Source organism: Streptomyces sp. NPDC058231, assembly GCF_042882275.1.
In the GTDB taxonomy this organism is placed as follows: domain Bacteria; phylum Actinomycetota; class Actinomycetes; order Streptomycetales; family Streptomycetaceae; genus Streptomyces.
On sequence record NZ_JBHVWN010000191.1, the window covers coordinates 1 to 1,079 of the forward strand.

General features: G+C 67.8%; 1 protein-coding gene. It reads right to left on the reverse strand.

Annotation, left to right across the window (positions count from 1 at the left end):
• On the reverse strand, positions 1-970 hold a 970-nt coding region (locus ACFVXE_RS39230; protein WP_389678604.1), incomplete at its 3' end, for a condensation domain-containing protein.
• Positions 971-1,079 lie beyond the last annotated feature (109 nt).

Here is a 1,079-nt window from a genome sequence, read left to right on the forward strand (position 1 = left end):
GCACCCCCGGATCCCCCACCACCACCCCCAACAACCGCAACAACCAACCACCCAACAACTCCACCGACACCCCATCGAACAAATCCACCGCATAGCCGACGACCAGGGTCAGGCCGGCTCCGGGGTCCTCGGCGAAGCCGAACTCGAGGTCGAACTTGGCCGCGTTGAGCGTAACTTCGCCGGCGGTGGTCTGCACTCCAGCCAGTTCGAGCCGCGGTTCCGGGTCGCTCTCCCAGGACAGGGCCACCTGGAACAGCGGGTGGCGGGCGAGGGAGCGGGCGGGCTGCACATCCTCCACCAGGCGGTCGAAGGACAGTTCCTGGTGCTCGTACGCCGCCAGGTCCGTGGTCCGTACCCGGTCGAGCAGTTCGGCGAAGGTGGGATCGCCACTCGTGTCCGTACGCAGCACCACCGAGTTCACGAAGAAGCCGACGAGGTCGGTCAGCGCCTCGTCACTGCGACCGGACACCACCGTGCCCAGCGGAACGTCCGTCCCGGCCCCCAGCACCGTCAGCAGTGCGGCCGTCGCGGCCTGCGCCACCATGAACGGCGACGCCTGATGCGCACGAGCCAATTCGCGGATCCCCTGCTCCACCTGTGGGTCCACCGGGAGATGCACGCGTCCACCGCGGTGGGATGCCTGTGCGGGGCGTGGGCGGTCGGTGGGGAGGGCCAGTTCCTCGGGCAGCCCGGCCAGCTCCTTGCGCCAGAACTCCAACTGCACCCCATCGGAATCACCCTGATCCCGCTGCCACAACGCATAATCCGCATACTGCACCGGCAACGGAACGAACTCCGGCACCACACCCCGCACCCGAGCCCCGTACGCCACCGAGAGATCCCGCAACAACGGACCCATCGACCAGCCATCCGTCGCAATGTGATGCATCACCACCACCAACGTGACCTCATCACCCCCACCATCGACCAACTCCGCATACACCGGCAGATCCACCGCCAGATCGAACACCCGCCCACACGCAGCAGCCACACCACCCGGCGCACACGACCGCACCACCAACTCCACCCGAGCCCGCTCCACCGGCACCACCCGCTGCACCGGCTCCCCATCCACCTCC